This window comes from Novosphingobium acidiphilum DSM 19966 (genome assembly GCF_000429005.1).
GTDB classification, from domain to species: Bacteria; Pseudomonadota; Alphaproteobacteria; order Sphingomonadales; family Sphingomonadaceae; genus Novosphingobium; species Novosphingobium acidiphilum.
Genome location: NZ_AUBA01000005.1, coordinates 108,028 through 133,463, shown reverse-complemented (window position 1 = coordinate 133,463; position 25,436 = coordinate 108,028). Strand labels below are relative to the sequence as shown.

The following is a 25,436-nucleotide window of genomic DNA, read 5'->3' as shown; positions in this document are numbered from 1 at the left end:
AGATCTGTCAATTTTTGTGGACCCGCGGTTAGGCATTAACCCGTGTTTAGCGTGTTTCGTCCATGGTGCCCCCATCACGGTCGGGCGGGAACGGGCATGAACGGGTTTGCAAGCGGAATTTTGGCCAGTCGACGGCCGGTACAGACGACGGCGCGCACGCTGCTGCGTGCGCTTTTGACCGGCCCCTTCGCCCGGTATCTCAGTTCCAGCGTGGTGTCATTGTGCGCCGATGCAGGGGCGTTCCTGATCCTGCTGCAATTGGGCATGGCGCCTGCGCGTGCCGCGGCACTGGGCTTTGTGCTGGGTATCGCGGTCAACTGGGTGGTGTCGAGCCGCGTGCTGTTTGCCGATTGCGTGGCACAGGCGGGCCCCGAACGGCGGCGGCAACAGGTGCTGTTCCTGGTGTCGGCACTGGTCGGGCTGGCGCTGACCACCGCGATCGTGGGCAGTGCGTCGGCGCTGGCGATCAACCCCCGGCTGGCCAAGCTGTTTGCCGTCGGGCTCAGTTTCGTCACCACATCGGCCATGCGCCATTTGCTGGTGTTCACCCGGGCGCGGCTCGGTTGAACGGTCAGGCCATGGACAAGACGTATACCAAGGGCCTGCCCGTGCAAGTGCTGGCGCTGGTTGGTTATGCTGCATGGGTGATCTGGGTCGGGTTTCACCACGAGGCCTGGTTTGATGAAATGCAGGCGTGGCTGCTGGCGCGCGACAACGCGTTTACCACGTTGATCGGTACCTATGCCCGTTATGAAGGCACACCGGGGCTGTGGCACGCGATACTGTGGCTGGCCACGCGCGCCGGTCTGCCGTTCGGCGGGATCTGGGTGCTGTCGGTGGGATTTGCCATCGTGGCTGCGGCAATCGTGCTGTGGCGCGCGCCATTTCCGTTGCCGCTGCGCGTCGGGCTTCTGGTTACCTGGTATTTCGGGTACCAATACGCGGTCGTCGCGCGGGGCTATTGCCTTGATCTGATGCTGTTGCCGATCGCGGCGATCCTGTTTGCCGATCGGGTCAATCGGCCGCTGCCTTATGCGCTGGTGATCGGGGTGATCGCGCAGATCAACGCATTCAGCTTTGTGGCGTCGGGGTTGCTTGGGCTGGACTTGCTGGTGCGGCTTGCACTGGCCAGGCGGCTGGGCGATTGGCGCGCGTGGGCGGCGCTGGCTGTGGCCGGCGGGCTTGGCCTGTTTGCAATGTGGACCGCCTGGCAGCCTGCGGACAATGGCTTCATGGCCCAGGTGACGCGCCTCAATCCCGTGGCCAGTGCGGCGGTGTTCGTTGCCAATGCGCTGTTTGACCGGGTAACGCCGTGGAGCACCGAGCACCAGAACGGTCTCGACGTGGTGTTGGGCATGGTGCTGTCGGTGGGGTTTCTGGGGCTGGTCGTGCGGCTGGTGCTGGCGGGGCGCGACCGCGTCGTGATGCTGACCATTCCGGTGGCGCTGATCGTGTTTTCGGGCGCGGTGCTTGCCAGCAGCTGGCATGGCGGCGTGCTGTTCATGATCGTGCTGTTCGTGTTGTGGACGCAGTGGCACAATCCGGTCGATCTGCCCACGCGCCGCCTGCTGATCGGCGCGATTGCGCTGCTCGAACTGGCGCAAGGCATGCAGACGGTGCACAGCGGGCTGTACGATGTGGCCAACGCCTATTCCGCCGGGCACCCTGCTGCCGATGCGGTGACCGCATGGCGTGCGGCCCATCCGGGCGCACGCATCGATGCCTTTGGCGGGCAAAGCTTCGAAACGCAGCCGTGGCTGGCGCGCAACGTGTTCGACAATTACCACCATGGCGCGCCGCATCCGCAATTCGTGCGGTGGAACACCGACGAAACCTGGCACGCCTTGCCGGCACCGCGCGAATGGCACGAAACGCTCGCCACGCATCCCGATGCAGTGCTCGCGGCGACGGTGTGGTTGCCCGGCGCGGTCAAAGCCGATCCGGCGGGGCAGGCCTGCCGCGCGGGCTATGTCCTGACCCGGACGTTTCCGGCGGCGATGCTGTGGCGGGGCCTGCGCATCGACAACACCTTGTACTTGTTCGAACGCGCCACCGGCGGGCCTTGCGCCGGGCATTAGCCACGGCGTACTGTGCCGCAATGACCAAACCCCCGATCGGGCGCGACACGCGCCTGTGCATGTCTTTGTCGGCGCGCCCGGGGAATGCCGGATCGCGGCTGCACAACCATCTCTATGACGCGTTGGGGCTCGATTATGTCTACAAGGCGTTTGCCACCACCGATCTGGCGGCGGCGGTGCTTGGCATGCGCGCGCTGGACATTCGCGGATCTGCCATCTCGATGCCGTTCAAGGAGGCGGTGATCCCGCTGATCGACCGGCTGGATGCATCGGCTTCGGGCATCGCCAGTGTCAACACGCTGGTCAACGACAGCGGGGTGATCACCGGCCATAACCCGATTACGGCGCGGTGCGCGACCTTCTGGAACATGGACCGGCAGACCCTGTCATGCCGTTTGTGCTGCGGGGCAGCGGCGGCATGGCCAAGGCGGTGGCGGCCGCGCTGTTCGATGCAGGCTTTCGCAATGGCACGATCGTGGCGCGCAATGCGCACAGCGGGGCTGCACTGGCACAGCGCCACGGCTATCGCTTTGCGACCGAACTGTCCGATGGCGGTGCGGCGCTGCTGATCAATGTCACGCCCCTGGGCATGGAAGGCCCGCAGGCAAACGCGATGGCGTTTCCGCGCTCGATGATCGCGGCGGCCGAGGTTGCGTTTGATGTCGTGGCGCAACCGCCGCGCACGCCGTTCATCCTTGCCGCACAGGCACTGGGCAAGGCCGTGATATCGGGCACCGAGGTGATCGTCCGCCAATCGGTCGAACAGTTCGTGCTTTACACCGGGGTGCGGCCCGACGCGGCGCAAATCGTTGCAGCCACGCGGTGTGCCCACGGCGATGCCGCCGCCGACCAGCTGGCGCTGGCGTTGAACCGGGCATGACCGCGCTGGACCTGATCACCGATGTACCGGGCCTGCGCATCGGGCATGCGACCAGCGATCGCCATGGTACGGGCGCGACGGTGCTGGTGTGCGAAGGGTTGTGGCCGGCTGCTGCCGATGTGCGCGGAGGCGGGCCGGGTTTGCGCGAAATCGAGGTCATGGCGCCCGAAAACCTTGTGCCCGGCATCCACGCGATCACGCTGGCGGGTGGATCGGTCTATGGGCTGGCTGCGGCCGATGGTGCCACGATCGAACTGGCGGCGGCGGGTATCGGACTGGACATGGGCGCAGGCGTGCCGCGGGTGCCGATCGTGCCGGGGGCGATCCTGTTCGATCTCAACGGCCCCGAAGACAAGCAATGGGGATCGCAGCCACCGTATCACGAGCTGGGCCGCGCCGCGACGCGGGCTGCGCTCGCCAGTGAAGACATGGCACCATTTGCACTCGGCCGGGTCGGAGCCGGGCGCGGGGCAACCGCGGGGCTGGCGCCGGGCGGCATAGGCAGCGCGTCGGTCATGCTTGAACACGGCCTGGTGGTTGGCGCGCTGGTGGCGGTCAATCCGGTCGGCGCGGTCAGCCGTGACGGCGGCTGGGGGGCAGGGGGTGATGATCCCTTTCCCCAGGCCAGCCGTCTGGCCGCGATGGGCCGCTTGCAGCCCGGCGCCAACACCACGCTGGCGGTGATCGCCTGCAACGCGCGGCTCGACAAGGCCGAGGTGCGGCGGCTGGCGATCATGGCGCACGACGGCATGGCACGGGTGATCCGCCCGGTGCACACACCGTTTGACGGCGATGTGGCGTTTGCCATGGCAAGCGGGGCCATCGACCTGCCGGTGAACGCAATGCAGACGCGCCCGTGGTGGCTGGCCCGGCTCGGCTCGGCAGGCGCCGACACGCTGGCCAGGGCCATCGTGCGCGGAGTGTTGGCTGCCGCCTAGGCGGTGTCCTCGGCGCCTAGCGCAGCGCGATGCCCAGCGCGCGCAGTGCCGCCTTCAGCCGGTCACGCCCGTTGAGCGCCGCCGCATTGCGTCCGCGGCTGATGATCAGCGCGCGCCAGCCTACCGGTTGCTGACCTTGCGCGGTCTGGAATGCGCGCGCGGTTTCATCATAGCGCGCGATCGGTTCGCGCTGCGCATCCAGGTCATAGCGTTCATGGTGCAGCACGACCTCTTGCGGCAGACGCGGCTTTACCGATGCAGGGTGTGCCGGATCGGGGTGGCCGACGACCAGGCCGAACACCACCACCGCGTGCGGGGGCAGCCCGGCCAGCGCGGCAACCTCTTCCGGGTGGTTGCGCATCGCACCGATATAGACCGTGCCCAGGCCCAGCGATTCGGCGGCCACAACCGCGTTTTGCGCAGCCAGCGCGGCATCGATCGCAGCAACCGTATAGCTTTCGAGGAATTCGTAGCCTTCGCCCGAAGCCCCGGCGTCGTGCGCAATCATGCCCGCACGTGCCAGATCGGCCACAAACAGCAGGATCACCGGGGCGTCGACAATATGGCGTTGCCCGCCTGCAAGCTCTGCCAACCGCGCGCGCGCAGCGGCATCGTGTACCGCCACCACGCTCCACAGTTGCAGGTTTGACGACGTCGCCGCCGATTGCGCCGCCGCAACCATGGTTTCGATTGTGCCCGGCGGCAGCGGATCGGGCAGATAGGCCCGCACCGAACGGTGCGCCAGCAATCCCGCGATCGTCGGATTCCACGCAGGCGCGGCGGAATGATCTTGGCCATAGCGCAAGGTCAGTGCGGCTGTGGCCGCTTCAAACTGGGGGTCATTCAGCGCCATGGGCATAAATCCTTGTTTCGCTTGGCATGCGAGCCCACCCGGGCAAGAGCATGATGGGTCTAATTCATGGATCGGGCAGCCGGTTGCAAATTTATAATCCTGAACCGATAATCAATGTCTTGCTGCCGACATCAAGGCGCAATACCCCCCGCGCGGTGCCCAGATTGTCAGTCATCCCGTTCCGTTCGCTTGCCGCGCTTGGCATAACGGCCGTTCTGGCCGGATGCGTGCACGTGCCACCTGCTCCGGTCGACTTGTCGGCGCGGGCGTCGGCGCGTGTTGGTGGCACGGTCAATCTGTCGCAGATCCAGGCGCGTGCCGCAGCACTGGCACCGGGCGTGCCGCAACCGGTGTCCGGGCTTGACCGGTTGGGGTTGTTCGCCGCAATCGTGGCAGACGATCCGCGCGTAATCGCTGCGCGCGATGCGGTGGAAGTGGCGCGCCGCGATGCCCGTGTGGCGCACAAGGCGGCCAGCCCGATGCTGGCATTGTCAACCGATTACACCAATGATCCGTCGATGCCTTCGCCCTGGCAGATCGGCGCCACAGCCGATGTCCAACTCGATTTCGGCGGGCGCAAAAAGGGCCGGATTCGCGGGGCGGAACTGGCCGTGGTGGGCGCCGGTTATGATCTGATCGACACGATCTGGACCGAACGCACCGCAGCCATGCGCGGGCTGGTCGATGTCATGGCGGGCGCGCGGCAGGTTGCGCTGGGCGATGAACTGGTGGCCATGCTCGACCGGCAACTGGCCGCGATGCAGCGGCGGGTCGATGCGGGCGAAATGGCCGCCTTGACGTTGACCCAGGTGCGCGCGTCGCGGGCCGCAGCGGCGCGCGCGCGTGATGATGCGGCCGGGCGCGTGGCCGCCGGCCGTGCGGCCATTGCTACCGTGCTGGGCGTGCCGGCCGCAGCGCTTGACTCCGTGCCGCTGGTCTGGCCCGAATTCGGCGATGCGCCGTACGCATCCGCAATCACGCCCGCAGATGTGCGCGCGGCGCTGGTCCATCGCGCAGATGTGCTGGGCAAACTCGTCGCCTATGATCAGGCCGAGGAGGCATTGCGTGTCGAACTGGCCAAACAAATGCCCTCGATCAGCCTGGCCCCCGGCTATACCTGGGAAGGCGGGCTGTTCCACATTCCGTTCGGTCTCAATCTGCAATCGCCTTCGTTCGATTTGAACCGCAGCGCGATCGCGGCGGCAGAGGCGCGCCGCGCGGCCGCCGGGCAGGCGATCGAGACCGCGCTGGCCGATGCCCAGGGTGCGATTGATGCCGCCGCCAGCGAACGCCGCGCCGCGCAGACTGCGTTGCTGCGCCTGCAGACCGAGGAATTGCCCCAGGCCCGCCGCGCTGCCGACCGGGCCGACACGCAATTGCACCTGGGCACAATCGATCGTGCCGACTGGGCCGCTTTGAAGGTGACCGAAATTGCGGCACGGCTGGCGGCGGTCGACGCGCTGGTGCGGCTGCGTTCGGCGCAAGTCACACTCGAAGCGGCGTTGCGCCGTCCGCTCGATGGACCCGAAACCGGGATTTCGGTGCGCACCGATCCCGCCCTTGGTGGAGTGATACAACCGTGAAGCGTTGGCAGGGGGCTGCACTTGGAATGGCCGGGCTTGTGCTTGGGGCACTGGGCATGCGTCTGGTCGCACCCTTGGCGGGCCCCGACGATCATCCCCCTGCCAAGGCCGAGGCCGCCGACGCGGGCCCCGGCCTGCATGTGGACGACAAGGTGCAGCAGCAGGCCGGCGTGCAGATCGCGCCGCTTGTCGCGCGCCACGCCGCCGTGATGCAGGACGGCTTTGCCCGCGGGCTCGATCCGGCGCCGCTTGGCACGATTGCCTCCGACATCACCGCGGCCACTGCGGCACACGATGGTTCATCGCGCGAACTGGCGCGATTGACGGCTTTGGTGGCCGCCGATGCCGGTGCGTCGCGCCGCGATCTGGATGCGGCGCGCGCGCAGGAAGGGCAGGACCGCGCCAAGCTGACCCAGGCGTGCCAGCGGGTCGGGTTGGAGTTCGGGCCTGCCTTGGGCAAGCTGGGGTGCGCCGCCGTCGCACGCCTGGCGGCAGAGGCGACCGCGGGCCGCATGGCCGTGCTGCGTATCGATTTTCCCGATGGCGCCGTGCCGGCCGGTTCCAGCGTCACGATCGATCTGGGCAAAGCCGAAGCAACTGTGCGCGTGCTGGGCCCTGCCGTGGCGGGCGACACGCAGTTGCAAAGCGCGGGCGTCCTGGCCTTGCTCGAAGGGCCCGAGGCGGCACTGGCAGGCGTTGGCCGGGTGCTGAGCGCGCATCGCGCCGGTGGTGGCGCACGCGATGGCATGATCGTGCCGCGTTCAGCAATTGTACGCGCCGATGGCGCTTTGCAGGTGTGGCGCGCCACGGGGCCGGAAAATTTCGAGCGCGTGCCGATCGACGGGGCAACGCCGGTCGTCGATGGCTGGTTCGTGGCCCGGGGTGGCGCGTTGAAGCCGGGCGACAGGCTGGTCGTGGCCGGCGCCGGCACGCTGCTGGGGCTGGAACGATCGGCCGGCGGCGGCGGCGGGGGCGACTAGGCGCATGCTCAATGTCATTGTTCGCGGGGCGCTGCGTTATCCCTGGCTGGTGCTGGTGGCCGCGCTGATGGTGCTGGCGTTCGGCGTGATGACGCTGCGCAGCGCCGCCTATGACGTGTTTCCGGAATTCGTGCCGCCACAGGCCTCGGTCCAGGCCGAAGCGCCCGGGCTGTCGCCGCGTCAGGTGGAAATGCTGGTCACCCGCCCGCTCGAGGCGGTCATCAACGGAGCCAATGGGGTCGAGACGGTGCGGTCGCAATCGATCCAGGGTCTGGCCGTGATCGACGTGACGTTCAAGGCCGGCGTCGATCCCTATCGCGCGCGTCAACAGGTGGCCGAGGCGTTGGCCGATGCTGCGCCGACGCTGCCCGCCGGGATCGATCCGCCACGCATTTCGGCGCTGGTGTCTTCGACGATGGATCTGCTCAAGATCGGGTTCACGTCGGACCGGCTGACGCCGTTGCAACTGCGCGACCTGGTGCAGTGGACGGTCAAACCGCGGCTGCTGGCGGCGCGCGGAGTGGCGCGGGCCAATGTGTTTGGTGGCGATGACCGGCGGATCGAGGTGCAGGCCGACCCGGCCAAGCTTTATGCGCGGGGACTGGGCCTGGCCGAATTGCGCGATGCGGTCGCGCGCACTGTAGCGGTAACCGGCGGCGGCTTTGCCGATACCCCCAACCAGCGCATCGTCATCGATCCCGGCGCCAGTGCCGCCGATGCCGACGCGATTGCCGCGGGCGTGGTCAGCAATGGCGCCGATGGCGCGGTGCGTATCGGCGATGTGGCCAAAGTGACAGATGCCGGCGCCCCGCGCGTGGGCGACGCGTTGATCATGGGGCGGCCCGGCGTGCTGATGACGCTGTCCAGCCAGTATGGCGCCAACACGCTTGATGCGACGCGCGCGGTCGAGGCGGCGCTTGGCGAACTGGCCCCGGCGCTGGCCGCGCAGGGCGTGCAGGTCTATCCGGCGCTGCACCGCCCGGCCAATTTCATCGATGCCGCGCTGCACGGGCTGACGCTGGATCTCCTCATCGGCGCGGCGATGATTGCGTTGGTCCTGCTGTTTTTCCTGCGCGACGTGCGCGTGACGCTGATCGCCTTTGTGTCGATCCCGCTGTCGTTGCTCGCGACGCTGATCGTGCTCGATCAGGCGGGGCAAACGATCAACACAATGACACTGGGTGGCCTGGCGGTTGCGCTGGGCGTGGTGATCGACGATGCCATCGTCGATATCGAAAACATCGTGCGGCGCCTGCGCGGGGTGGCCGACCGGGCGCTGCGGCGCGAGATCATCGCTGCGGCCTCGGTCGAAGTGCGCGCGCCGGTGGTCTATGCAACCTTTGTCCTGGTGCTGACAATGCTGCCGGTGATCGCGCTGAGCGGGCTGCAGGGCGCGTTCTTTGCGCCGCTGGGGGTGGCGTTTGTGCTGGCGACACTGGCCTCGCTGCTGGTCGCTCTGACTGTCACGCCGTCGCTGGCGCTGCTGTTGCTCGACGCCCGCGCGCCGGCCGATGAACCGGCGTTTCTGCACGCGGTCAAGGACCGGCATGGCCGTTTGCTGGCGCGGATCTGCGCGCGACCGGGTCTGGCGCTGGGCGTGGTCGGTGTGCTGGCGCTGGTGGTTGTCGCGATGGCACCGCTGTTCGGCAGCGAACTGATGCCGGCGTTTCGCGAACGGCATTATGTGGTCGGGATTTCGGGACCGCCCGGTGCCTCGTTCGACTGGATGCGCGATGCCGGAACGCGGCTGTCGCACCGGTTGCTGGCTCTGCCCGAAGTGCTGACGGTCGAGGAACAGATCGGCCGGGCCGAGGCGGGAGAGGACACCTGGCCCCCAGGCAAAGGCGAATTCCATATCCGGCTGAAAGATGTCGGCGCGGGTGGCGAAGACAGCGCGCTGGCGGGGATTCGCGCGGCGCTGGCAGCGACGCCCGGCATTCACGGCGAAGTGACCACGTTTCTGGGCGATCGCATCGGCGAAAGCCTGTCGGGCGAAACCGCCGCCATTGTCGTCAGCGTGCAGGGCAATGATCTTGACGCGCTGGACAAAGTGGCCGCGCAAGTGGCCGGAGCCTTGCGCGCCACGCCCGGCACCGCCGATGTGCAGTTGAAATCCGAACCGGGCAATCCGATGCTGGGGGTAACGCTCGACCCCGCTCGGATGGTGCTGCACGGGGTTAACCGTACCGATGCGGGCGATGCCATCCGCGCCGCCTTTGCCGGGCTGGACGCAGGCCAGGTGGTGCTGCCCACGCGCAGTGTGCCGGTGGCAGTCACGTTGCCCCCGCAATCGCGCCAGGATCCCGAAATGCTGGGCGAAACGCTGGTGCGCGGGGCGGGCGGCACGGCGGTGCGTCTGCGCGATATTGCGTCGATCGGGCTGGGCGATACCCGTGCGATCATCGAACACCAGGGTGGCCAACGCCGCCAGGTGGTCACCGCCAATGTCGCGCCCGGCGTCGATGTGGCCAGTGTCGTGGCCAAGGCCAAGGCACGCATCGGCCATGATGTAACGATGCCTGCGGGCACATTCCTGTCGTGGGCGGGCGCTGCCGAAGGTGCGGCGGCTGCCCGGCGCGATATCGCCTGGCATGTCGGGATTGCCGGGGTGGCGATGATCGCGCTGCTGGTGGTGGCATTTGGCGGCTTGCGCCCGGCGCTGCTGATCCTGGCCGGTTTGCCGCTGGCGCTGTTGGGCGGCATGCTGGCGGTCTGGGGCACAGGCGGCGTGATTTCGCTGGGGGCGCTGGTCGGGTTCATTTCGCTGTTCGGCATATCGGCGCGCAATGCGATCCTGCTGGTCAGCCATGTCGATCATCTGGTGGAGGAGGAAGGCGCGGCCTGGTCGATGGCAACGATCCTGCGGGCCACGCGCGAACGGGTTACGCCGATCGTGCTGACCGCCCTGGTAACGGGGTTTGCACTGTTGCCGATTGCGGCGGAAAGCGGTCAGGCAGGGCGCGAGATCGAAGGGCCGATGGCGCTGGTGATCCTGGGCGGGCTGCTGACGTCGCTGGTGCTGGTGCTGATGATCCTGCCGGCGTTGATCTGGCGCTGGCGCCGCGCGGCCGTCAAGCAGTCTTAGGACGCTTCAACGGTCGGTCTTGTCAGGCGTGTAGGTGGTCCATTCCGCGCCATAGCGTTTGCGCAGCGGCACACCGCAATTGGCGCAGCGGCCGACGTAATACAGCCCTTTGCGATGCACGCTTTCGCGCAGACGTTCGTGCTTGCCGAAATAGCAGCGTATACGTCCAAACCATCCGCCGGTGTTGTCGGCCACGTCAGATCGCCTCCGGTTGTCGCGGGATCACCTGTCCCGCAGGGTCGCTTCTAGGCCAATCATGAACGTCATGAAAAGGGGATGGCCGCGGCGAAACGAATTAATCCGGACGACCGGCGAACGGATTCGAAAAAGCCCAAGTTATCAGTGTTACTACGTGCGAAAACGTCCGATGGTGACGGCCTGGGGAGGCAGTGCGCTGTACCGCCGTATGGTAAACGCCGTGCTATCCATCTCGACGCCAACCATTCATCGCCGTTGCAGAACGTTTGGCCGCATGCGCGCCGCGACGTGCCGGGCAGGCGCGGTTTCGTGGTTGAAACCGTGTGGTGGATGTGATTCGGTGTGAAAGATGAAACGCAAACCGCAGGCCATGAGACTTCCGCGCGAAAGTCTGACGCAGACACTGGCGCTGGTCGTGTTGCTGGTGCTGGGCGCGCTGGCGCTGGCCGGGCCCAGCGGGTTGCTGGCCTGGTCGGAAAATGCGCATACGCTTGAACGCAACCAGCGCGAGATCGCGCGGCTGACCGCGATGCGCGATCGGCTGCACAACCGTGTTGAACGGCTTGATCCGCGCCACGCCGATCCTGATCTGGTGGGTGAATTGCTGCACCGTGATCTCAATGTTGCGCATCCCGACGATCTGATCCTGCCCGCCAAATAGCGCATTGCGCGATCGCAGCAGCGCCTGGCTCGGCGCGCTGCGCGATGACGGGCCATTGCGATCCGCCGGCTGTGGCCCTAGGTGTGCCGAAATGCCGCAGCACCTTGCGGGCAAGGACAATGTAGCCCCCATGAGCATTTCCGCCGATCACGATATCGACGACGACGACGATGAACGTCTGGGCAAATTGCCCGTGCCCGATCATGTGCAGGATGCGATCCGCACGCTGATCCGCTGGGCCGGTGATGACCCGACGCGCGAAGGCCTGATCGATACGCCCAAGCGCGTGGCGCGGGCGTGGAAGGAATATTGCCAGGGCTATGGCGAAGATCCTGCCGTGCATCTGGCGCGGCAGTTCGAGGAAGTGGGCGGCTATCACGAGCTGGTCCTGCTGAAGGACATCCCGTTCCAGTCGCATTGCGAACACCACATGGCGCCGATCGTGGGCAAGGCTTCGATTGCCTATCTGCCGCGCGACAAGGTGGTCGGCATTTCCAAGCTGGCGCGTGTTCTCAATGCCTATTCGCGGCGGCTTCAGATTCAGGAACGCCTGACCAGCGAAGTGGCGCAATGCATCTGGGATGCGCTGAAGCCGCACGGTGTTGCCGTGGTGATCGAGGCGCAGCATGGCTGCATGACCGGGCGCGGGGTGCGCACGCCGGGTGTTGGCATGATCACCAGCCGGCTGCTCGGGGTATTCCTGGAAGACAACCGCAGCCGCAAGGAAGTGCTGAGTCTGATGGGGTACTGACCAGACGCGGTCACCACAGGTCTCTGCCGCCCCGCCCGGTCACCGACCCGCAAGGGTATTGGTGATCAGGCGGAACGAGCGGACTTGGGCGTTCACATCAGTGAACGCACACATCAAAGATGTTCGAGGACGTATTCGGCCGAGCTGACCTTGAAATCGCCTGGGGCTTCGACGTGCAGCTGTTCGACCACGCCGTCGTTGATCACCGCAGCAAACCGCTGGCCGCGCAGGCCCAGGCCGAAACCGGTGCCATCCATGACAAGATCGAGCGCCTTGGCCAGATCGCCGTTGCCATCGGCCAGCATCGTCACTTCGGGCGAACCTGCAGCGGCGCCCCAGGCCTTCATCACGAAGGGATCGTTGACCGCGGTGCAGGCGATTTCATCGACGCCCGCTGCTTTCAGCTCGGCCGCCTTTTCGACAAAGCCGGGCAGGTGCTTGGCCGAACAGGTCGGGGTAAACGCCCCGGGTACCGAAAACAGCACGATCTTCTTGCCGGCGAAATAGCCGGTGGTCTGCACCGGTTCCATGCCGTCGGCCGTGGCCTTGACCAGCTTGATATCGGGCAGTGTGTCTCCAACCGCGATTGTCATCGTGCAGTGTCCTTTTCGTCTTGCAAAAGCCTTCGGGTGAACCGCCGGTATCGGCGGGTCACGGGTCGGGTGTCCGATATAGGTGGCCTGTGTGACAGCGCAACCACAGCCAGGCGTTGTTACGCACATCGGTCTTGCCCCGCGACGCATATAAAGACATCTTTATATTATCCGCCGATCGGTCTAAGGCGCCGGCAAGAGACGGATGGACCCGTCATTTGCCAACCTTCATGCCCAAGGAGTGCCGCCTGTGAGCCAGCCGGACTATGTGATTGCCGATATCGGTCTTGCCGAATTTGGCCGCGCGGAAATCGCCATTGCCGAAACCGAAATGCCGGGCCTGATGGCTTTGCGCGCCGAATTCGGCGCGTCGCAGCCGCTCAAGGGTGCGCGCATCACCGGATCGCTGCACATGACGATCCAGACCGCGGTGCTGATCGAGACGCTGGTTGCGCTGGGCGCCGATGTGCGCTGGGCGACCTGCAACATCTATTCGACGCAGGACCACGCCGCTGCCGCGATAGCCGCTGCGGGCATTCCGGTGTTTGCGATCAAGGGTGAAAGCCTGGCCGAATACTGGGATTATGTCGGCCGGATCTTTGATTGGGATGATGGCAACGGCCAGACCGCCAATCTTATCCTCGATGATGGCGGCGATGCCACGATGTTTGCGCTGTGGGGCGCCCGGATCGAAGCCGGCGATACGCTTCCCGAACCCACCAATGCCGAAGAAATCGAATTTCAGCGCGCATTGAAAGCCTTCGTCAAGGCCAAGCCCGGCTATCTGACAATGAGCGTGGCGCACATCAAGGGCGTGTCAGAGGAAACCACCACCGGGGTCCACCGGCTGTATCACATCGCCAAAGACGGCAAGCTGCCGTTTCCGGCGATCAATGTGAACGATTCGGTGACCAAGTCGAAATTCGACAATCTATATGGCTGCAAGGAATCGCTGGTCGATGCGATCCGCCGCGCCACCGACGTGATGCTGGCAGGCAAGATTGCCTGCGTCGCCGGCTTCGGCGATGTCGGCAAGGGGTCTGCCGCATCGCTGCGCAATGGCGGCGCGCGCGTGATCGTTACCGAAATCGATCCGATCTGTGCGCTGCAGGCCGCGATGGAAGGCTATGAAGTCGTCACGATGGAAGACGCGGTTGGCCGTGCCGACATTTTCGTCACCGCCACCGGCAACGAAGACGTGATCACCGCCGACCACATGAAGGCGATGAAGCCGATGGCCATCGTGTGCAACATCGGGCATTTCGATAGCGAAATCCAGATTTCCGCGCTGTCGAACTACAACTGGAAAGAGGTCAAGCCCGGTACCGATCTGGTCGAATTTCCCGATGGCAAGCAGATCATCATTCTGGCCAAGGGCCGCCTGGTGAACCTGGGCTGCGCCACCGGACACCCCAGCTTTGTGATGTCGGCCAGCTTTACCAACCAGACGCTGGCGCAGATCGAACTCTACACCCGCAACGACCAGTACCAGAACGATGTCTATGTCCTGCCCAAGCATCTCGATGAAAAGGTGGCGGCGCTGCATCTGGAAAAACTGGGCGTCAAGCTGACCACGCTGACCCCGCGCCAGGCGAGCTATATCGGGGTCAAGTCCGAAGGCCCGTTCAAGCCCGACCATTACCGCTATTGATCGACAGCGCGCTTGCGTATCCGCCGAATTCCGGCGGGTACGCGGGTTGTCGGCATTGTAATTCGCAGACTTCACCCCTAGCCAAGTCGGCATGGTGCTGAACCAAGCCACCCTGGCCGTTATCGGACTGCTGCTTGCCGCATGGACAATTGCGGCGGCGTGGGCTGTGCTGTCGGCACGGGCACAGCAGCGTCGGGCCGAAACCGCGATGCGCCAGGCGCGGCGGCTGGGCCGGATGGTCGAGGATTCACCCGCGCTGCCGATGGTGGTGCGCGCCGATGGACGCATCGAAGGGCCGGCGCGGCTGGCCGGATGGTTCGGATTTGCCGCGATGCCCGGCTATCTGTCCGAACTTGATGCCGGTCACACCGGTTCGACCGGCGGGTTTGACGAATACCAGTTGTCGCTGCTCAACGATGCGGTGCGCCGCACGCAAAAGACCGCAGCACCCTTTACGCTGTCGCTTACGCCGCACGGCACCGACCGCACCCTGGGGGTAAGGGGCCATCTGGCCGATCCGCAGATTTCGCCGGCGGGCGCGGCGCTGGTGTGGTTTTTCGATTTTTCCGAGAGCGAAGCGGAATTGCGCGCCTTGCGCGCCGAAACCGCAGGCGCGCGCGCCGATTTTGCCGGACTGTCGGGGCTGATCGAGGCGGCGCCGCTGCCGATGTGGTTTCGCGGCCCCGATCTTGCCCTGCGGCTGGTCAATTCGGCCTATGTGCGCGCGGTGGGGGGGCGCAGCGGCGCCGATGTCGTGGCGGCGGGCGCGGAACTGGTTGAAAGCGCCGACGGGGTTGCCCCGCGCGATGTGGCGCGCAGCGCGCAATCGCGCGGTTTTCCGATCGAACGCGTCGTTTCGGCCACGATCGGCGGCCAACGCCGGGCCCTGCGCGTGATCGATCTGCCGCTGGGCGATGATGGCGTGGCCGGCTACGCCGTCGACATCGAGGAAATGGAAGAGCTGACCCGGCAATTCCGCCGGTTTCGAGCGGCCCAGCGCCAGATGCTCGACACGATGTCGGCCGCAATCGCGCAATTCGACGATCGCGGCAATCTTGTGTTCGTCAACCATCCGTTCCTGCGACTGTTTGCCCTGCCGGCCGCCTGGGTTGCCGATGCGCCGGCCTTTGACCGGGTGCTTGATCGCATGCGCGATGGTGGACGACTGCCCGAAGTGCGCGATTTTCCCGAATGGCGGCGCGAACGCCAGGGCTGGTTTCTGAGCCGCGAAGCGCGCGAGGAACCCTGGCATCTGTCCGACGGCACGCACTTGCGCGTGGTCGCGCAGCCGATGCCCGATGGCGGGTTGCTGATGATTTTCGAAGACCGCACCGAACAGCTGCAACTGTCGGCCACGCGCGATACGCTGCTGCGCACGCGCACCGCAACGTTTGACAACCTGTTCGAATCGCTGGCGGTGTTCGGCCCCGACAGCAAGTTGCAGCTGTGGAACCGGCGGTTCGCCGCCGACTGGGGGCTGGACGAGGACATGCTGGCAACGCATCCGCGCGCCGATCTGATCCTGACCCAGATCGCCGCAAAGCTGCGGCGCCCTTCGCAAGTGGCCACGATTTCCCAGGTGATCGAAGCCGCAACGCTTGAACGGCGTCAACATACCGGGCGGCTGGCGCTGGCCGACGGCCGCCATCTGGCCTTTGCCGGGGTGCCTTTGCCCGATGGCAACGGCCTGCTGACCGTGCTCGACATCACCGATTCGCAAAAGGCCGAAACGATGTTGCGCGAACGCAACGCCGCGCTGGTCGAGGCGGATGCCGTCAAGACGCGGTTTATTGCCAACATGAGTTATGAATTCCGCACCCCGCTGACCTCGATCCGCGGTTTTGCCGAAATGCTGGAGGGTGGATTGGCGGGCGATCTGCCCGATCAGGCGCGCGAATATGTTGCCGCGATCCTGACCTCGGTTACGCGGCTTAGCGAACAGATTGAAACCGTGCTCGACCTGTCGCAGGGCGAGGCGGGCACATTGCCGGTGGCGCGCGATGCGATCGCGATCTTTGCCATGCTGACCGACGTGGTGCAGGAACGCGCCGAGCGCCTGACCGAGGGACGTTTGTCGCTCGATCTGCGAGGCAGCGATGCGATTGGCACGGTAAACGGCGATGCGCGGCGGCTGGCGCGCGCGTTCGGTCATCTGGTCGACAATGCCATTGCCGCAACCCCGCCGGGCGGGCGCATTCTGGTCGATTGCGCGCGCCGCATCGATCGCAAGGTGCAGGTGGTGGTGTCGGACAACGGACGCGGGATGGAACCGGCACAACTGGCGCGCGCGCTTGAAGGCCTGACCGTGGCGCCCGATGGCAACGGGGTTGAACGCCGCGGCGGCCTGGGGCTGCCGCTGGTGCGGCAATTGATCGCCGCGCATGGTGGCACAGTCGAATTGTCGTCAGAACCGGGGCAGGGCACCACCGCGGTGGTCCTGCTGCCATGATCACGATCGATCTGCCCGATCTGGCGGCAACCGGCGGGCTGGCGTTGCGGATTGCCGATGCCTTGCGGCCCGGCGACGTGGTGGCGCTTTATGGCGGACTGGGTGCGGGCAAGACGACGCTGGCGCGCGCGGTGCTGGCGGCGCTGGGGCATCATGGCGAGGTACCGTCGCCGACCTTTTCGATCATCGAGGTCTATGATCCTCCGGCGGTGCGGCTGCCCGTGGTCCACGCCGATTTCTATCGTCTGAACGCCCCGGCCGAAGCCGGCGAGATCGGGCTTGACGATTATCGCCAGGGCGCCGCCTTGCTGGCGGAATGGCCCGACCACGCCGGCGGATTTGGCCACGAGCCGGCTTGCCTGACGATCCGCATGGAAACGCGGGATAACACCCGGCGGGCCATTGTCGAGCCGGGGCCGGATTGGATAGAGCGCTTGTCATGGACGTGATCATTCCCGAAGGCGCCACCGGCTTTCTGCACAAGGCCGGGTGGGCCGATGCCGCAATCGAACCTTTGCCGGGCGACGCCTCGTTTCGCCGTTATTTCCGCGTGCGCCAGGCAGACGGCAGGCCGGCAATGCTGATGCATGCGCCGCCGCCGCGCGAAAATCCCGAACCGTTTTTGCGCGCGGCGCGCTGGCTTGATGCCAATGGCTTGCGCGCGCCGGTGATCCATGCCGACCAGGCCGAAGCCGGGTTTGTCCTGCTGGAAGATTTCGGCGATGTGCGCGTGCGCGAATATGTCGAGGCCTGGCCCGATGACGAAGCCGCGGTCTATCGCGCCGCGATCGATACGCTGCTGGCGCTGCACCGCCTGCCACCGGGGCCGTTCACCGATTATTCGTTGTCCGAATATCTGCGCGAAGTGCGGCTGTTCACCGAATGGTATTGCCCGGCGCGCGGTCTGTATGTCGATGTGCAGGGCTGGACCGCCGCCTGGGAAGAGGCGCTGGCCCCGTTGTTGCCGCGCCAGCGTCCCGGCGTGACGGTGCTGCGCGATTACCATGCCGAAAACATCATGCTGCTCGAAGGGCTGGAGGCGCAAGGGCTGCTTGATTTCCAGGACGCGCTGGTGGGCCATCCGGCCTATGACCTGGTGTCGTTGCTGCAGGATGCGCGGCGCGATGTGTCGCCCGAAATCGAAGCGGCGATGTTCGATCATTATTGCCGGGGTGCGTCGGCCGCTGCGGGCGGAGCGTTCGATGTCGATACCTTCCTGGCCGACTATGCGCGGCTGGGCGCGCAACGCAACGCCAAGATCGTGGGCATTTTCGTGCGGCTGTGGAAACGCGATGGCAAACCGCGCTACCTCGATCTGATCCCGCGGGTATGGGCGCAGCTAGAGCGCGATCTGGCGCATCCTGCGCTGGCACCGGTGGCGGCATGGTTTGCCGCCAACATTCCCGACGATTTGCGCGATCCGGCCGGGGTCCTGGGTGGGACTTTTGCGGCATGAGTGCAGAATTCCGCAATCAGCCGTTGAACGGCGGGCGTCTGGTCAGCGATGTGGCGATGCTGCTGGCGGCCGGGATCGGCAAGCGCATGCGCCCACTGACCGCAACCCGGCCCAAGCCGCTGGTGCGTGTCGCGGGCAAGCCGCTGATCGACTATGGCCTCGACAAACTGGTCGAGGCGGGTGTGGCGCGCGCGGTGGTCAATGTGCATTATCTGCCCGACCAGCTGGTGGCGCATCTGTCCGGGCGCAAGTCGCCGCAGATTTCGATTTCGGACGAAACCGACATGCTGCTCGAAACCGGCGGCGCGCTGGTGCGCGCCGCGCCGCTGATCGCTGCCGAAACGTTCTTTTGCCTCAACACCGATGCGATCTGGCTGGATGGCCCGCGCAATGCCTTTGCCGCGCTGAGCGAAGCCTGGGACGAGGACCGCATGGACGCGTTGCTGCTGGTGGTCAGTCATGCGCAGGCGAACAATTTTGCCGGACTGGGCGATTTTCATCTCGATCCGATGGGTCAGCTGTCGCGGCGCAAGCCCGGCCGGGTGGCACCGTTTATCTATACCGGCATCCAGATCGTGTCGCAGCGCCTGCTGCGCGACGCGCCCGAGGGCGCGTTTTCGACCGGCGTGCTGTGGGACCGGGCGATCGACGAAGGGCGCCTGTTCGGCCTGTCGCACACCGGGCTGTGGTTCGAAGTGGGCAGCCCCGCGATGATCGCCCCGACCGAAGCCGCGCTGACCGGTTCCTGACCGCGTGGCCCCCGCGCACCCCCAGATCTATGGTATCGCCGCCCACCGCGGCTTTGCCGATGCGCTGGTGGCGGGATTGATCCCGCGATATCGCGAGGATGATTTCGGGCTGGCCCGCCTGACGCTGTTGCTGCCCAGCCAGCGCGCGGTGCGCACCGTAACCGAAGCGTTCGTGCGCGCCAGCGGCGGGGCGCTGATGCTGCCGCGCATGGTGGTGGTGGGCGATCTTGATCTGGACGAGACGCTGGGCACGCTGTTCGATCCTCTGGCGCAGGAGGTTCCTGCCGCGATCGATCCGGTGGTACGGCTGCTCGTGCTGGCCCGGCTGCTGCGCGAGGAACTCGCGCTGGAAAGCGGCACCAGCGTGCCGGGCGAGGCGGCATTGCTGCGGCTGGCGCGCGGGGTGGGCGAAACGATCGATCGTCTGCTGATCGAGGATATCACGCCTGACCGGCTGCTGGACCCTGCGGTGATCGGTCTGGTCGGCGATCTGGCGCAGCACTGGATTGCCAGCACCCGGCTGTTTGCGCGGGTGCTGTTGCGCTGGCGTGCCGAACTGGCGGCGCGCGACGCCTGCGACGCACCCGAACGGCGCAACCTGTTGTTGCGCGGGGTGGCCGCTCGCTGGACCATGGTGCCGCCTGTGCACCCGGTGGTCGCAGCGGGCGTCACATCGGCGGCACCGGCGGTGGCGCAACTGTTGCGTGTGGTTTCGCAATTGCCCGGCGGCGCGGTGGTGCTGCCCGATCTCGATCTGACGCTCGACGATGCGGTGTGGGATGCGCTGGGCCAGGCGGGCGCGCCCGATGCCGATGGCGCGGTGTTTGGCCGGGGCGATATCGTGACCCACCCGCAATATCATCTCAAGCTGCTGCTCAATCGCATGGGCATCGCGCGCGGTGAAGTCATGGCCTGGCACCGGGCCGGGCCCGCCGCTGCACCGCCCGCACGCAGCCGCGCGATTTCGAATTTGTTCCTGCCGCCGGTGGCAAGCACCGTGTGGGCGACTCTGCCGGCCGAAGAGCGCAGCCTGGCCGGCGTGCGCCTGATGGAAAGCGCCAATCCGGGCGAAGAGGCGCTGGCGATTGCCGTGTTGGTGCGCCGGGCGCTTGCCGTGCCCGAGCGTCGCGTTGCGGTGATCACCCCCGATCGCGGCCTGGCCGAACGCGTGATCGCGCATCTGCAACGCTGGAATATTGCGGCCGATGACAGCGCCGGGCGGCCGCTGCCGCAGACCGCGGCGGGCCGATTGCTGCTGCTGCTTGCCGAAGTATGGGCCGAACGTGCGGCGCCGGTCCCGCTGGTCGCGCTGCTGGGCCATCCGTTGGTCCGCGCGGGAGAGGCGCGACCTGCCTGGCTCGACCGGGTGCGGCAGCTTGATCTGGTGCTGCGCGGACCGAGACCGGGCCCGGGGGCGTCGGCCTTGCGCGACCGGCTGGTCACCGCCAGACGGCCCGATCGGGCCTTGATCGCCTGGTGGGACGATGTCGCGCAGATCCTGGCGCCGCTGCTGGACAGCGATGCGGCGTTGCCGCTGGCCGAGGTGCTGGCGAAACTGGTTGCCGTGGCCGAGGCGCTGTGTGGCGAGGGGCTGTGGGCCGAGGCCGACGGGCGCGCGCTGGCCCAATGGGTTGAAGACTGGAGCGCTGCAGCGGGCGATGCGGCGCTGGCAGGGTCAGCCGTGGACCCGGCGCAAGTGCCGGCATTGTTGCGCGATGCGCTGGATCAGGTGGCGGTGCGCCCGCCCTATGGCGGGCATCCCCGGCTTGCCATCTATGGTCTGCTCGAGGCGCGGATGAGCCGGGCCGATCTGGTGATCTGCGGCGGCCTGGTCGAGGGCACCTGGCCCGCGGCGCCGTCATCAGACCCGGTGCTGGCGCCTGCGGTGCTGCGCGCGCTGGGTATTCCCGGCGCCGATTTCCGCATCGGCCTGTCTGCGCATGACTTTGCAGCAGCGCTTGGCGCACCCGAAGTGGTGCTTAGCCATGCCGCGCGCGACACCGCAGGGCCGACGGTGCCTTCGCGCTTTCTGCTGCGCATCCGGGCCATGCTGGGCGATCTTACACGGCTGGAAAACGATGCGGTGGCCTGGGCGGGCGCGCTTGATCATGCCGATCGGGTGCCGTCCAGTCCGCAGCCGAAACCGATGCCCAGTGCCGAACAGCGCCGGGTCGATATCGCCGCCACCGCGCTCGACCGGCTGCGCGGTGATCCCTATCAGTTCTATGCCAGCGCGATCCTGCGCCTGCCCTCGCTCGATCCGCTCGATGCCGATCCAAGCCCGGCGTGGCGCGGTACGGCGGTCCACGCGATCCTTGAAGAATGGCACAAGGCGGGGGCTCCTGCAGGCGAACTGGTGCCGATTGCGCAGCGCGCCTTGCATGCGATGAGCGCGCACCCGCTGATGCGCGCGCTGTGGCAACCGTGCCTGATCGAAGCCTTGCACTGGATCGAAACCGAACAGCACAGCTTGCTTGCCACCGGGCGCCGGGTGGTGGCCTTTGAACAGTGGGGCGATACCACCGTGCGCGGGGTCAGGATCAAGGCGCGGGCCGACCGCATCGACCGCCTGCCCGATGGCACGCTGGCGATTGTCGATTACAAGACCGGCAAGCCGCCAAGCGGCAGGATGGTGGCCGACGGCTTTGCGCTGCAGCTTGGGCTGATCGGGCTGATCGCGGCAGACGGCGGCATTGCCGGGGTATCGGGAACGCCGCGCACGTTCGAATACTGGTCGCTGTCGCGCAAGGGCGATTGCTTTGGCTGGCGCGACGAACCGATCCTTGAGGGGCGCAAGCGCAGCGGGGTCCCGCGCGACGAATTCCTGGCTATCACGCGCGCCTATCTGCATGACGCGCTTGACCGGTGGATTTTGGGCAGCGAACCGTTCACCGCGCGGCTCAATCCCGATCTGGCGGGCTATTCCGATTATGATCAGTTGATGCGGCTTGATGAATGGCTGGGTCGCGGAGGTCCGGCATGAGCGGGGCAAAGACTTTGGCCCAGCAAGTCCACCGGCTTGAAGGCAACCAGATGTCCGCGGTGGCGCCCGATCGCACGGTATGGCTGTCGGCGTCGGCCGGAACCGGCAAGACCCAGGTGCTGACATCGCGCGTGCTGCGCCTGCTGCTCGAACCCGGCGTCGAGCCCGATCAGATCCTGTGCCTGACCTTTACCAAGGCAGGTGCGGCCGAAATGGCAACGCGCATCGGCGAAAAGCTGGCCGACTGGGTGCGGATGGAGGAAACCGTGCTGGCCACGCATCTCCACGCGATCGGTGCGCGGTTTGATCCGGTCACGCTGGCGCGGGCGCGCAGCCGGTTTGCCGCGGTGCTCGATTGTCCCGGCGGGGGTCTGCGCATCGGCACGATCCACGCCTTTGCCCAATGGTTGCTGTCGGCCTTTCCCGAAGAGGCAGGCCTGCGCCCCGGATCGCGCGCCATGGAAGACCGCGACCGGGATCTGCTGGTGCGCGAAGTGCTGGTCGATCTGCTGGTGCGCGCCGAAGACAGCGGCGACACCGCGTTCGTCGATGCGCTCGCCGCGCTCAGCCTGCGCATGGGTGAGGGCGACCTGACGCGGTTTCTGCTGCGCTGCGCTGCGGCCAGCGAATTGTGGATCGGGCCCGGTGCCTGGGCCTCGCCGCTGCGCCCTCGGATCAACCGGCTGGTCGGTCTGCCTGCCGACGCCGGGCCCGCGCTGCTGGCGAACAGTTTTGCCGATGCGCGGTTTCCGGTGGTGGCGCTAAGCCGTTGTCTCGATGCACTGCGCGCATGGGGCACCAAGAGCGCCGATGGCATGATCGGCACGATTGCAGCATGGCTGGCCGCCAGCCCCGAAGATCGCGCGGCCACCGCGGCAACGCTGACCAAGGCGCTGTTCAACGCCGAGGGCGAAGCCAAGTACCGCAAGAATCTGGAAAAATTCGACCCGTCCTATACCGGTCATGCCGGCCTGGTGAGCGAGGCGCTGCATGCGACAGACGAACTGGCCCGCGCGCTGGCGCTGGTCGACCTGGCCGAGCCTGCGCTCAACATCGGGCGGCGTTTTGCGCTGGCCTGGGACGAGGCCAAGACGCGCGAGGGGTTCATCGATTTCGACGACCAGATCCGCGCCGCGGCCGCGCTGTTGACCGAGCGCGCGCCCGCCGACTGGATCCGCTTCAAGCTCGATCGCCGGTTCGATCACGTGCTGGTGGACGAGGCGCAGGACACCAATGCCCGGCAATGGGATATCGTGCTTGACGGGGTGACCGGCGATTTCCGATCGGGGCAGGGCCAGGCCGACGATGACGCGCGCGCGCGCACGCTGTTTGTGGTGGGTGATTACAAGCAGGCGATTTTCGGCTTTCAGGGCACCAGCCCGGAAAATTTCGAGGCCGCCAAACAGCGCGTGGCGCGCGAATTGCGCGATCTGGCGCAGGCCGCCGATGATCCCGCGCACGATCTGGTCGATCTGGGGCTGGGCCGGTCGTTTCGCAGCGCGCAACCGATCCTGAGTTTTGTCGATGCGGCCATTGCGGCCATCGGCCCCGACCGCTTTGGCCTGCCAAGCCCGCCCGAGCCGCACCGTGGCCACGCCATTCCCGGTGTCGTCTGTCTGTGGCAACCGGTGGGCCTGGCGGTCGACGCCGATGCCGATGATCTGCCCGATCCGGGGGGCGAGGACAGCTGGCTTTCCAAGCCCGATCGCGAACTGGCCGGGCGGATCGCGCGCCAGGTCAAGCTGTGGCTCGATCGCGGATATGGCCTGGCCAAAGGGGCACCGCGCCGCGCGACGCCCGGGGATGTCATGGTCCTGGTGCGCAAACGCGGGGCGCTGGCGGCGCTGATCGTCGCGCGGCTGCACGCCGAAGGCGTACCGGTGGCAGGCGTCGACCGGCTGCGGCTGGGCGCGCCGCTGGCGGTCAAGGACCTGATCGCGGCGCTGCAATTCTGCGTGCAGCCGGGCGATGATCTCAATCTGGCCAATCTGCTGGTGTCGCCATTGCTCGGCTGGACCCAGGAGGATCTGCTGGCGCATGGCTATCGCCCGGCCGGGGTTCGGCTGTGGGATCACTTGCGCGAAACCGAGGCGCCTGCGACACACCGCACGCTGGTGATGTTGCGCGATCTGCTGTCACGCGCCGATTTCGTATCGCCTGCGGCTTTGCTTGGCTGGATCCTGGTCGGGCCGTGGCAGGGGCGCAAGGCGCTGCTGGCGCGCCTGGGCGAAGAAGCAGGCGATCCGATTGACGAACTGGTCAACGCCGCAATGGCGCACGCCGCCAGCCACGTGCCGGGGCTCGCCGGATTTCTGCACTGGTTTGCCGGTGGCGATGGCGATGTAAAGCGCGAGGCGGGCGGGCAAAGCAATCTGGTGCGGGTGATGACGGTGCACGGGTCAAAAGGCCTGCAGGCGCCGATTGTCATTCTGGCCGACGCCACCGCCGATCCGGATCGCGGCATGCCTTCTGCCATCGCGCTTGACGATGGTGGCGGGCGCATGGTGCCGCTGCCCCCGTTGCGCAAAGAGGAAAAGCCCGAGCGCGTGCGCGAAGCCGAACAGGCGATCAAGGACGCAGAGCGCGCAGAGCATTGGCGGCTGCTGTATGTGGCGATGACCCGCGCCGAAGAAGGGCTGTATATCACCGGCGCGCTGGGGTCGCTCGACAAGGGCATTGTGCCTGGCGAAAGCTGGTATGGTGCCTTGTCCCAAGTGATGCCGGTTGACGCCGACGACCATGATTTCATCTGGTCGCGGCGCCAGCAAATGGGCGAACCCGCGCCGGTGCCACCCGCCGATCCCGTCACCGCGCCAGCACCGGCGATCACCGTGCCCGATGATCTGCATCAGCCGGTCGGTCCGGAACCACGCCCGCTGCGCCCGCTTGCGCCCAGTGCATTGGGTGAAGACGCGGCCCCTGCCGCCCCGACACGGCCCGGACCCGGCGCGCGCGAAGCCGCGCGGCGCGGCACCGTGCTGCATCGCCTGCTCGAACGCCTGCCCGATGTTGCGCCGGATGCGCGCAGCGATGCGGCAAGCCATTGGCTGGCGCGGATGGCGGGTGATCTGCCGCCCGACGAACGTGACGCGCTGATGCAATCGGCGCTGGCAGTGATGGCTCATCCCGACTGGGCCACGGTGTTCGGCCCCGGGTCGCTGGCCGAAGTGCCGATCGCAGCACTGGTCGGCACGCGCATGGTCAATGGCACGATCGACCGCCTGCTGATCACACCCGATGCGATACGGATTGTCGATTTCAAGACCGACCGCCGCCCGCCCGAACGGATCGAAGCGATCGCGCCTGCATATTTGCGGCAGATGGCAGCCTATGTTGCAGCGCTGCAGGTCATCCATCCCGGTCGGCGGATCGAAGCGGCGCTGCTTTATACCACCGCGCCGCGTCTGTTTGTCCTGCCCGATGACCTGATCGCCGCGCAAAAGCTGGGCCTTTTGCCACCAGAGGAAACCTTTTGACCCGCATCGGTTGCATGCGGCGCGCGCGACCCTAGATTGTGTCCCACTTCTTACGACGAAAAGGTTCAGACC

At 66.6% G+C, this 25,436-nt stretch carries 18 protein-coding genes and 1 pseudogene; 16 read left to right on the top strand and 3 right to left on the bottom strand.

Going from position 1 to position 25,436, the window contains the following annotated elements; genetic code table 11:
- The first annotated feature begins 96 nt into the window (after window positions 1–96).
- The 4 genes and pseudogenes from G404_RS0106075 to G404_RS0106060 all read left to right on the top strand — a co-directional run bounded on the left by G404_RS0106075 (window position 97) and on the right by G404_RS0106060 (window position 3,896).
- Complete coding sequence (locus tag G404_RS0106075; RefSeq protein WP_084601062.1) at window positions 97–567, top strand: GtrA family protein; 471 nt, start codon at window positions 97–99, stop codon at window positions 565–567.
- Between the two features lie 11 nt (window positions 568–578).
- Window positions 579–2,078, top strand: a complete 1,500-nt coding sequence (locus tag G404_RS0106070) for a hypothetical protein (RefSeq protein ID WP_036520582.1) — start codon at window positions 579–581, stop codon at window positions 2,076–2,078.
- 20 nt (window positions 2,079–2,098) lie between these two features.
- A pseudogene (locus G404_RS18290) lies at window positions 2,099–2,958 on the top strand (shikimate 5-dehydrogenase).
- Complete coding sequence (locus G404_RS0106060; protein WP_028640285.1) at window positions 2,955–3,896, top strand: P1 family peptidase; 942 nt, start codon at window positions 2,955–2,957, stop codon at window positions 3,894–3,896. The pseudogene G404_RS18290 and the gene G404_RS0106060 overlap by 4 nt, the downstream one beginning before the upstream one ends.
- A 16-nt stretch (window positions 3,897–3,912) precedes the next feature.
- On the opposite strand, the gene G404_RS0106055 is transcribed toward G404_RS0106060, so the two are convergent.
- Window positions 3,913–4,749: a nitroreductase family protein gene (locus G404_RS0106055; RefSeq protein WP_036520580.1), complete on the bottom strand. Its 837-nt coding sequence runs from the start codon at window positions 4,747–4,749 to the stop codon at window positions 3,913–3,915.
- 155 nt (window positions 4,750–4,904) lie between these two features.
- Here G404_RS0106055 and G404_RS18285 point away from each other — a divergent pair, with 155 nt between their 5' ends.
- Genes G404_RS18285 through G404_RS0106040 form a run of 3 tightly spaced genes read left to right on the top strand, consistent with a single transcriptional unit; the run spans window position 4,905 to window position 10,397 of the window.
- Entirely contained in the window at window positions 4,905–6,332 is a 1,428-nt protein-coding gene (locus G404_RS18285; RefSeq protein ID WP_245584415.1) for a TolC family protein, read from the top strand.
- Between the two features lie 26 nt (window positions 6,333–6,358).
- On the top strand, window positions 6,359–7,312 hold the full coding sequence (locus G404_RS0106045) for an efflux RND transporter periplasmic adaptor subunit (protein WP_245584414.1): 954 nt from the start codon (window positions 6,359–6,361) through the stop codon (window positions 7,310–7,312).
- 4 nt (window positions 7,313–7,316) lie between these two features.
- Window positions 7,317–10,397, top strand: a complete 3,081-nt coding sequence (locus tag G404_RS0106040; RefSeq protein WP_028640282.1) for an efflux RND transporter permease subunit — start codon at window positions 7,317–7,319, stop codon at window positions 10,395–10,397.
- 6 nt (window positions 10,398–10,403) lie between these two features.
- Here the strand turns inward: G404_RS0106040 and G404_RS0106035 are convergent, their stop codons facing one another.
- Window positions 10,404–10,592 (bottom strand): hypothetical protein, encoded by a 189-nt coding sequence (locus tag G404_RS0106035; protein ID WP_028640281.1) that lies wholly within the window; start codon window positions 10,590–10,592, stop codon window positions 10,404–10,406.
- 352 nt (window positions 10,593–10,944) lie between these two features.
- Between G404_RS0106035 and G404_RS0106030 the strand changes: the two genes are divergently transcribed.
- Together G404_RS0106030 and folE are read left to right on the top strand one after the other, a co-directional pair.
- Window positions 10,945–11,256, top strand: a complete 312-nt coding sequence (locus tag G404_RS0106030) for a hypothetical protein (protein WP_028640280.1) — start codon at window positions 10,945–10,947, stop codon at window positions 11,254–11,256.
- A 130-nt stretch (window positions 11,257–11,386) separates the two neighbouring features.
- Entirely contained in the window at window positions 11,387–12,007 is a 621-nt protein-coding gene (gene folE, locus G404_RS0106025; protein ID WP_028640279.1) for a GTP cyclohydrolase I FolE, read from the top strand.
- 113 nt (window positions 12,008–12,120) lie between these two features.
- Here folE and G404_RS0106020 read toward each other — a convergent pair whose 3' ends face one another.
- Entirely contained in the window at window positions 12,121–12,600 is a 480-nt protein-coding gene (locus tag G404_RS0106020; RefSeq protein WP_028640278.1) for a peroxiredoxin, read from the bottom strand.
- A gap of 205 nt (window positions 12,601–12,805) precedes the next feature.
- On the opposite strand from G404_RS0106020, the gene ahcY reads away from it, so the two are divergent.
- The 7 genes from ahcY to addA all read left to right on the top strand — a co-directional run bounded on the left by ahcY (window position 12,806) and on the right by addA (window position 25,364).
- On the top strand, window positions 12,806–14,251 hold the full coding sequence (gene ahcY / locus G404_RS0106015) for an adenosylhomocysteinase (protein ID WP_169719691.1): 1,446 nt from the start codon (window positions 12,806–12,808) through the stop codon (window positions 14,249–14,251).
- Between the two features lie 91 nt (window positions 14,252–14,342).
- Window positions 14,343–16,700, top strand: coding sequence for a sensor histidine kinase (locus G404_RS0106010; RefSeq protein WP_028640276.1), 2,358 nt, complete (start codon window positions 14,343–14,345; stop codon window positions 16,698–16,700).
- Window positions 16,697–17,149 carry a tRNA (adenosine(37)-N6)-threonylcarbamoyltransferase complex ATPase subunit type 1 TsaE gene (gene tsaE, locus G404_RS0106005; protein ID WP_036520578.1) on the top strand — a complete coding sequence of 151 codons (453 nt, stop codon included), beginning with the start codon at window positions 16,697–16,699 and terminating at the stop codon, window positions 17,147–17,149. Before G404_RS0106010 ends, tsaE begins: the two co-directional genes overlap by 4 nt.
- Window positions 17,140–18,156 carry an aminoglycoside phosphotransferase family protein gene (locus tag G404_RS0106000; protein ID WP_028640274.1) on the top strand — a complete coding sequence of 339 codons (1,017 nt, stop codon included), beginning with the start codon at window positions 17,140–17,142 and terminating at the stop codon, window positions 18,154–18,156. Before tsaE ends, G404_RS0106000 begins: the two co-directional genes overlap by 10 nt.
- Window positions 18,153–18,905 (top strand): nucleotidyltransferase family protein, encoded by a 753-nt coding sequence (locus tag G404_RS0105995; RefSeq protein WP_211230739.1) that lies wholly within the window; start codon window positions 18,153–18,155, stop codon window positions 18,903–18,905. The genes G404_RS0106000 and G404_RS0105995 overlap by 4 nt, the downstream gene beginning before the upstream one ends.
- A gap of 4 nt (window positions 18,906–18,909) precedes the next feature.
- Window positions 18,910–21,888, top strand: coding sequence for a double-strand break repair protein AddB (gene addB / locus G404_RS0105990; protein ID WP_028640272.1), 2,979 nt, complete (start codon window positions 18,910–18,912; stop codon window positions 21,886–21,888).
- Window positions 21,885–25,364 (top strand): double-strand break repair helicase AddA, encoded by a 3,480-nt coding sequence (gene addA, locus G404_RS0105985; protein WP_028640271.1) that lies wholly within the window; start codon window positions 21,885–21,887, stop codon window positions 25,362–25,364. The genes addB and addA overlap by 4 nt, the downstream gene beginning before the upstream one ends.
- Window positions 25,365–25,436: the final 72 nt, after the last annotated feature.

Coding starts and splice junctions, on each gene's coding strand:
- G404_RS0106070 (WP_036520582.1), top strand. CDS start 579: ATGGACAAGACGTATACCAAGGGCCTGCCCGTGCAAGTGCTGGCGCTG.
- G404_RS0106010 (WP_028640276.1), top strand. CDS start 14,343: ATGGTGCTGAACCAAGCCACCCTGGCCGTTATCGGACTGCTGCTTGCC.
- G404_RS0106000 (WP_028640274.1), top strand. CDS start 17,140: ATGGACGTGATCATTCCCGAAGGCGCCACCGGCTTTCTGCACAAGGCC.
- folE (WP_028640279.1), top strand. CDS start 11,387: ATGAGCATTTCCGCCGATCACGATATCGACGACGACGACGATGAACGT.
- addA (WP_028640271.1), top strand. CDS start 21,885: ATGAGCGGGGCAAAGACTTTGGCCCAGCAAGTCCACCGGCTTGAAGGC.
- ahcY (WP_169719691.1), top strand. CDS start 12,806: ATGGACCCGTCATTTGCCAACCTTCATGCCCAAGGAGTGCCGCCTGTG.
- G404_RS0106055 (WP_036520580.1), bottom strand. CDS start 4,749: ATGGCGCTGAATGACCCCCAGTTTGAAGCGGCCACAGCCGCACTGACC.
- G404_RS0106045 (WP_245584414.1), top strand. CDS start 6,359: ATGGCCGGGCTTGTGCTTGGGGCACTGGGCATGCGTCTGGTCGCACCC.
- tsaE (WP_036520578.1), top strand. CDS start 16,697: ATGATCACGATCGATCTGCCCGATCTGGCGGCAACCGGCGGGCTGGCG.
- G404_RS0106030 (WP_028640280.1), top strand. CDS start 10,945: ATGAAACGCAAACCGCAGGCCATGAGACTTCCGCGCGAAAGTCTGACG.
- G404_RS0106060 (WP_028640285.1), top strand. CDS start 2,955: ATGACCGCGCTGGACCTGATCACCGATGTACCGGGCCTGCGCATCGGG.
- G404_RS0106075 (WP_084601062.1), top strand. CDS start 97: ATGAACGGGTTTGCAAGCGGAATTTTGGCCAGTCGACGGCCGGTACAG.
- G404_RS0106040 (WP_028640282.1), top strand. CDS start 7,317: ATGCTCAATGTCATTGTTCGCGGGGCGCTGCGTTATCCCTGGCTGGTG.
- G404_RS0105995 (WP_211230739.1), top strand. CDS start 18,153: ATGAGTGCAGAATTCCGCAATCAGCCGTTGAACGGCGGGCGTCTGGTC.
- G404_RS0106020 (WP_028640278.1), bottom strand. CDS start 12,600: ATGACAATCGCGGTTGGAGACACACTGCCCGATATCAAGCTGGTCAAG.